Genomic DNA, 7,313 nt, shown 5'->3' on the forward strand with positions numbered 1-7,313 from the left:
ATCTGAGCGAACTGCACACGACCGCACGCAACAAACTCAAGAGCGCTCAAAAGCGCCCCTCGATCATCGCCGCTTGCTGGATGCAGGCTACCTTGTGGTGATGTCATGAATTACGGAAGTCTCAATAGCAGCGCCCCACCGGGATCGCGCACTGCTTGCGGTTCCCGGATGGGGCCACCTAGCGGTCCTCCGCCCGCTCACGCTGCGCCACCGACACCAGTGCTTTGGCCCTTGCCTTGCGGTCCTTCCAGACCGGGGTGATGAGGCGCATGCCGTGTTGGCGCTTGATCGCCTGCACCACATACACGGCGCCGGCGATCGGCCACCAGCGGTCACCGGCAGTATCCATGAAGCGGAAGCGCCGCAGCCACTTTTCCTGCGTCACGGCCGGCGCGTAGCAGCCGAAGGCGCCGGCCTGCATCTCCAGGCCGAGCAGGGAAAACCAGTCCTTCAGGCGCGGCACGCTGAGGTAGGCGCCGCGCCAGGGCGGCAGCGCCTGGCGCCGCGACAGCTTGCGTCGCGCGCCCCACAGGCTGAAGGGATTGAAGCCGGTGACGATCACATGGCCTTCCGGCACCAGCACGCGCTCGACTTCGCGCAGCACCTGGTGCGGATTGGGATCGAATTCCAGCGTGTGCGGCATCACCACGAGGTCGATGCTGTTGTTGGCGAAGGGCAGGAAATGCAGGTCGGAGCGCACCTCGGACACGCCGTCGTAGCGCCCGTCGTCGCAGCGGAAGCGCAGCGGCATGCGGTTGGCGCGCAGGAAGTCGTGCCCGGGCAGCGACAACTGCACGGCATTGAAGCCGAAGATGTCGGCCACCAGCAGGTCGTGCTTCTGCTGCTCCCAATCAAGCACATACTGGCCTGCCGACGTTTTCAGCCAGTCCTCGAATCCCTCAATTGACATTGCGCCCTGAACGGTGAAAATTGCCTAATGGTTGAGATAACTGCACTGCCCGCCTTCGACGACAACTACATCTGGCTGCTGCGCGCCAACGGCCATGTCGCGGTGGTCGATCCCGGCGACGCGACGCCGGTGATCGCGCACCTGGCCGACAGCGGCGACCGCCTCTGCGCCATCCTCGCCACCCACCACCACGGCGATCACATCGGCGGCGTCGCGGAACTCGCCGCCCGCTGGCCCGTGCCCGTGTTCGGCCCGGCGCTGGAAAACATCGCCGGCGTGACGCGCCCGCTGGCCGGCGACGAACGCTTCGAGCTGCCCGAAATCGGCGTCGCGCTGGAGGTGATCGCCGTGCCCGGCCATACCCGCGGCCACCTTGCTTATTATGGCCCAAACATCGGCGCGGCCGGTGCGCTGTTCTGCGGCGACACGCTGTTCGGCGCTGGTTGCGGGCGCCTGTTCGAGGGCACGCCGGCGCAGATGCAGGCTTCACTGGCAGCACTTGCCGTGTTGCCGGCGCCGACTCTTGTCTATTGCGCGCACGAATACACCCAGAGCAACCTGCGCTTCGCCGCCGCCGTCGAACCCGGCAGTGTGGCGGTGCAGCGCCGCGTCGAGTCCGTGGCGCGCGAGCGCGCCGCCGGACGCGCGACGGTGCCTACCCGCATCGGGATCGAACTCGACACCAATCCCTTCCTGCGCTGGGACGCGCCCGCCGTGCGCGCCGCCGCCGCGGGGCGCCTCGGTCATGCGCCGGCAGACGCGATCGAAACCTTCACCGCGATCCGCGAGTGGAAGAACCGTTTTTAACGTCCGTGGATTCGACAATCACCCGCGAATCTTGGAACATTCGCATCCTCAGCAAGCCGTGGGCGAGCAAATTCGGCCCGCCCCCCTTCCCGCCAAACGGCCCACGGCTGGCTTTGCACAGCCAGCCGGCTGCGGCGGCGCGACGCATGCGTCGCGAATTCCCGCCTCGCCCCCTCACGGGGGGTTCCAGAGCGGCTCGCTACGCTCGATTTCACCAGCGGCCCAATCAGTGGTTTCACGCTAACTCACCATGACCAGCCGTCGCCGTTTCATCCAGGCCCTCGCCGCGATCCCGCCGGCACTGTCGTTCCGCCCGGTCTGGGCCGCGAATCCCGCCGCGCCCGATCCCTCGCGCCTGGCGCTGATCATCGGCAACAGCGCCTACCGCGATTCGCCACTGGTCAATCCTGCCAACGATGCGAAGGCGGTCGGCAGCCTCTTCACCCAGGCCGGCTTCTCGGTCGATTCGCACCTGAACGCCACGCGCGTCGACATGCTGGCCGCCATCGAGCGTTTCGGCGCGGCGGCCAAGCGGTCCGACACGCGGCTGGTGGTGTTCTATTACGCCGGCCATGGCGCCCAGCTCGACTGGCGCAACTACCTGCTGCCGGTGGACGCCGTGGTGCAGAAGCAGGACGACCTGAAGCAGCGCTGCGTCGACCTCGGCCTGCTGCTCGGCCAGCTCAACGCGGCGAAGGACAAGACCTTCGTCATCATCCTCGACGCCTGTCGCAACAACCCCTTCGGCGCCGCCTACCGGCCTGAGCAGAAGGGCCTTTCACAGTTCGACGCCCCCGTCGGCAGCCTGCTCGCCTACGCCACTTCGCCGGGCAACGTCGCTTCCGACGGCGAGGGTCAGAACGGCCTTTACACCGAGCACCTGGTGCGCGAACTGGGCCGCCGCGGCACCCGCGTCGAGGACGCGCTGAAGCGCGTACGCCTCAACGTGCGACTGGCGTCGAACGGCGCGCAGATACCCTGGGAAACGACCTCGCTCGAAGGCGACGTGTTCATTTTCGCCGGCGAAGCCGGCAAGCTCAGTGAAGCCGAAATCGAACGCCAGCTCGAAGCCGACGTGACCGAATGGACGCGGATCAAGTCATCGAAGAATGCCGACGACTGGATCAGTTACCTGCGCAACTTCCCCAATGGCCGCTTCGCCGAAATCGCCCAGATGCGCCTGGCCCGATTGCTGGCCGAGGCCGAACAGCTCGCCGCCGAAAAGCGGCGCGAGGAGGAGCGGCGCGCGCTCGAGGAACAACAGCGACGGGAAAACGAACGCCAGGAACGCGAGCGCGCCGAACGCGAACGAATCCGCCTGGCCGAGGAGCAGCGCCTCGCCGCCGAGCGCAAGCAGGCGGAAGAACGCCAGCTCCAGGAACTGCGCCGACGCCAGGCCGAACAGAAGACCCTCGAAGCCAGGCGCAGGCTGGAACGCGAACACCAGGAACGCGAGCGCCTGCGGATCGCCGAAGAGAAGCGCCTGGCCGAGGAGCGCGAACAGCAGGAAAAGCAGCGCATCGCCGCCGAGCAAACACGCGCCGAACAGGAACGCCAGCGCCGCGCGGCGGAAGAAAAGCGTCTTGCCGACGAAGCCCTGGCCCGCCGGCAGGCCGCAACTGCGACGAAACCGACGCAGGCCGCGCCGGAACCGGTTGCCACCGCGGGCACCCCATCCGGCAGGCTGCCACCCGCTCCCGGCGAGCCGCCTCCGTTGGATATCCGGGCCGGTGTCCCCGTGCCGGTGCTGATTCCGCCCTCGGCCAATCCCTACTCCGCCGGACGTTATCCGCTGGCCCGCATCTTCACGGTCGGCGATACGGCAACCATCAGGCAGTCCGACCTCCTGACCGGTGTCGAGGAGCGGGTATACAGCCCGCGCGTGACGCGGGTGGATTACGATCAGGACCGGGTCGAATTCAACAAGGGCCAGACGATTGCCGACCTGATGGGCAACATCATCAAGGCCGGGCAGATCGAGTACGACGCTCCGGTCCAACTGACGCCGGCCGAGTTCCAGGTCGGCAAGAAATGGACGGCGGCCTTCCGCCGCACCCGTGGCGACAAGTCGTCGAACGCCTACTACGACCTGCACATCGTCCGCCGCGAAACCGTGACGGTGCCGGCGGGGACCTTCGATACCTTCGCCATCGAGGGCGTGGGCTGGAACACGACCTTCAACCACCGGCTGGAGATCAGGCTATGGCTGGTGCCGGGAATCAATTTTCCGATCAAGCGCGAGTTCGTCACCCATGTCGGGAGAAGTCGATTCGGCCAGACCGAAAGGCACGAACTCGTTTCCCTGCGGCAGCGGACGCGGGGCGCCCTGTAGCAAACCTCGCCCGGTCGCCGTCCAGGCGGCAAGCGGTGATAAGATTCGCCGCCTTCACGCGCACCCTCGACGGTGCATCTCCCGCCCAATGCCACCGTTCCGCCGCCTCGTTCCGCTGCTGCTGCTCCTGCTCACCGCTTCGGCCCAAGCCGAGCAGGCACTGCAATTGACCGCCGAACTGGCGCCAAGCTCGACCCTGGGCTTCGCGCCGGCGCCCTCGACCGTGGTGCCCCTGCTGCCCGATCCCTCGCAGGAAGTGCGCGACGAACTGCCGCCGATTCCGACCATCGACCTCACCACGCCGCCCGACGACCTCTGGCAGCGCATGCGCAACGGCTTTTCCATGCCCGACCTCGACAGCCCGCTGGTGGCCGATCGCCAGGCCTGGTACCTGAACCGGCCCGACCTGCTGAAGCGCATCTTCGAGCGCAGCCGGCGCTACCTGCACCACATCGTCGAGGAACTCGAGAAGCGCGGCATGCCCACCGAACTTGCGCTGCTGCCGGTGGTGGAAAGCTCCTTCAATCCGCTCGCCTATTCATCGGCGCGCGCACTGGGCATGTGGCAGTTCATCCCGGCCACCGGCAAGACCTACAAGCTGCAACAGAACGCCTGGTTCGACCAGCGCCGCGACATCGTCGCCTCCACCGGCGCGGCGCTCGACTACCTGCAGACCATCTACGAAATGCACGGCGACTGGCACCTCGCCCTGGCCTCCTATAACTGGGGCGAAAACGCCGTCGGCCGCGCCGTGGCGAAGAACCAGGCCAAGGGCCTGCCGACCGACTACCGCAACCTGAAGATGCCGGCGGAAACCGCCTACTACGTGCCCAAGCTGCAGGCGATCAAGAACATCATCGCCCAGCCGCAGTTGTTCGGCATCAGCCTCGACCCGATTCCCAACCGTCCCTACTTCGGCACGGTGGAGCGCAGCGAGAACATGGATATCGCACTGGCGGCGCGCCTGGCGGAGATCCCGGTCGAGGAATTCATCGCGCTGAACCCGGCCTACAGCCGGCCGGTGATGCCGAGTGCATCGAACAGTCCGCTGGTGCTGCCGGCCGACAAGGTGCAGACCTTCCTCGCCAACCTGCAACATCATGAAGCCCAGGACAAGCCGCTCAGCGCCTGGTTCACGCACAACCTGAAGAAGGGCGAGAAGCTCGACGCGGTGGCCAGGCGCTACGGCCTCAGCATCGTCCGCCTCAAGCAGCTCAACGGCATCAATGCCAAGACCAAGGTGGTGCCCGGCCTTGCCCTGCTGGTGCCGGGCAAGGATGCGATCAGCCACGACAGCCTCACCGCGCGCCTGCCGCAAACGCCCGCCAGTCCGCCCAGGGCGGTCAAGGCAAAGCAAGGCAAGCCCGGCAAGGCGGGAGTCAAATCCGCCGCCAAGCCGAAAAAAGGCGCGATCACGGTGAAGATCCGCAAGCCGGCGCCCAAGCCGAAGAAGCGCTGAACCGGAGAACTTCGGTTCAGTCCGATGATTTCAAGGATGTGCGCATATAGGCCGGAAAAGCATTACGGAACTCGCTGAACCTCGGCTCGAATTCGCGCCATTTTCGAAACAGGGCGCTTTCAGGTTCACTTGGCAGGGAACGGAGTCGGCACCGTCCGCGGCTTACCCTTCTCCACCACCAAGGTATTGAGCAGTCGGACCGGCTTGTCGCCAACATTGACGAACTGGTGTACCGGGTTGGCCAGCGTGGCATATGCATCGCCGGCCGAAAGCCGCTTCGGCTCCTTGCCATCCACACGCAACTCCATGCTGCCTTCGAGCACGCTGCCATAGCAATCGCCCGGGTGGGTATGTGCAGGCGAGGAAGCACCGGGTTCAAGCGTCACGGAAATCAGCACCAACTCCTTGCCTTCCACGCCGCTGATCGGACTCACCAGCACGGGTTTGGATGTAAATCCGGGAGTTTGCGGCACCACCGGTGCCAGGGTTGCCTGCGCCCATGCAAGCATCGGCAGCAGCGCCGCTGCGGTCAGCACGGAAGCGGGACGGACGAAATTGCGCGCGTGGGTCGAGTTCATGACAATCTCCTGATGATGGAAAAGATGGGCAGGAAAATCCTAGATCAAGGCCACCATGCAAGGAATACCGGAATCGGGGTATTCCCGATCCCGGAAATACAGTAGTTGATTTGCTGCGGTCGGAACGACGCAGCGTAAGCCCCCAGGCTCAGCCCGCCTTGATGCAGCGCACGAGTTGCGTCGCGCCGAAGGAGCGCTGCGCCGGATAGTCGCGGCGGCAGGCCTCGTCGGCCAGGGGACAGCGCGGATGAAAATGGCAGCCGGCCGGCGGATTGGCCGGCGAAGGCATGTCGCCGGCCAGTTTCGGCGCCTCGCCGCGCCCGCCATCGACGCGCGGCACGGCAGCAAGCAGCGCCTGCGTGTAGGGATGGCGCGGACTGCGCAGGACCTCGGCGGCAGAGCCCTGCTCGACGACGCGCCCGAGGTACATCACCGCCACGTCGTGCGCCAGGTAATCCACCACCGCGATGTTGTGGGTGATGAACAGGTAGGCCAGCTTCAGGTCGCGCTGCAGGTCGGACAGCAGGTTGAGTATCTGCGCCTGCACCGACACGTCCAGCGCCGAGGTCGGCTCGTCGCAGATCAGCAGTTGCGGATTCACCGCCAGCGCGCGGGCGATGGCGATGCGCTGGCGCTGGCCGCCGGAGAACTCGTGCGGGTAACGGCCCACCATGTCGGCGCGCAGGCCGACCTGCTCCAGCAGGCCGCCGATGCGTGCCGCCGGGTCTCCCGCGACACCCTGTGCCAGCATGCCTTCGGCGATGATCTCGCCGATGCGCAGGCGCGGATTGAGCGACGCAAAGGGATCCTGGAATACCATCTGCATCTTCGCGCGCAGCGGCCGCAGTTCGCCGAGCGAGCGACCGGTCAGCTCGACACCGTCGAGTTGCACGCTGCCGGCGGTGGGTCGCAGCAACTGCAGCATCGCCTTGCCCGCCGTGGTCTTGCCGCAGCCTGATTCGCCGACCAGCGCCAGGGTGCGCCCCGGCATCAGTTGCAGCGACATGCCATCGACCGCGCGCACGGCACCCACGGCGCGTTGCAGGATGCCGCGGCGGATCGGGAAATGCACCTGCAGGTCGCGGACTTCCAGCAGCGGTTGCGATTCGCCTGACCGTGCCGTGTCGCCAGCGCCGACTTTTGTCGCCAGCGCCGGCGCCGCGCCGGGCAGGTGGCAGCGCACGCGCTGCCCGGCATCGACCTTGCGCCACGGCGGCAGCGTGGTCG

6 protein-coding genes are annotated in these 7,313 nt (G+C 66.5%); 3 read left to right on the forward strand and 3 right to left on the reverse strand.

Annotation, left to right across the window (positions count from 1 at the left end; all coding sequences use genetic code 11):
• Positions 1-178: 178 nt before the first annotated feature.
• Positions 179-910 (reverse strand): class I SAM-dependent methyltransferase, encoded by a 732-nt coding sequence (locus J0M27_RS20940; protein WP_294996536.1) that lies wholly within the window; start codon positions 908-910, stop codon positions 179-181.
• Between the two features lie 27 nt (positions 911-937).
• Between J0M27_RS20940 and gloB the strand changes: the two genes are divergently transcribed.
• The 3 genes from gloB (at position 938) to J0M27_RS20955 (ending at position 5,508) form a co-directional block, all read left to right on the forward strand.
• On the forward strand, positions 938-1,717 hold the full coding sequence (gloB, locus tag J0M27_RS20945) for a hydroxyacylglutathione hydrolase (RefSeq protein ID WP_294996538.1): 780 nt from the start codon (positions 938-940) through the stop codon (positions 1,715-1,717).
• Between the two features lie 250 nt (positions 1,718-1,967).
• Positions 1,968-4,049 (forward strand): caspase family protein, encoded by a 2,082-nt coding sequence (locus J0M27_RS20950; RefSeq protein WP_294996541.1) that lies wholly within the window; start codon positions 1,968-1,970, stop codon positions 4,047-4,049.
• 88 nt (positions 4,050-4,137) lie between these two features.
• The gene (locus J0M27_RS20955) at positions 4,138-5,508 is read left to right on the forward strand and encodes a transglycosylase SLT domain-containing protein (protein ID WP_294996544.1); all 1,371 of its coding nucleotides are present in this window, start codon (positions 4,138-4,140) and stop codon (positions 5,506-5,508) included.
• Between the two features lie 125 nt (positions 5,509-5,633).
• Here J0M27_RS20955 and J0M27_RS20960 read toward each other — a convergent pair whose 3' ends face one another.
• Positions 5,634-6,086 carry a cupin domain-containing protein gene (locus J0M27_RS20960; RefSeq protein WP_294996547.1) on the reverse strand — a complete coding sequence of 151 codons (453 nt, stop codon included), beginning with the start codon at positions 6,084-6,086 and terminating at the stop codon, positions 5,634-5,636.
• A 148-nt stretch (positions 6,087-6,234) separates the two neighbouring features.
• Positions 6,235-7,313: oligopeptide/dipeptide ABC transporter ATP-binding protein (locus tag J0M27_RS20965; RefSeq protein ID WP_294996549.1), on the reverse strand; the 1,079-nt coding region annotated here is incomplete at its 5' end.

This window comes from Sulfuritalea sp. (genome assembly GCF_017302275.1).
GTDB lineage: Bacteria > Pseudomonadota > Gammaproteobacteria > Burkholderiales > Rhodocyclaceae > Sulfuritalea.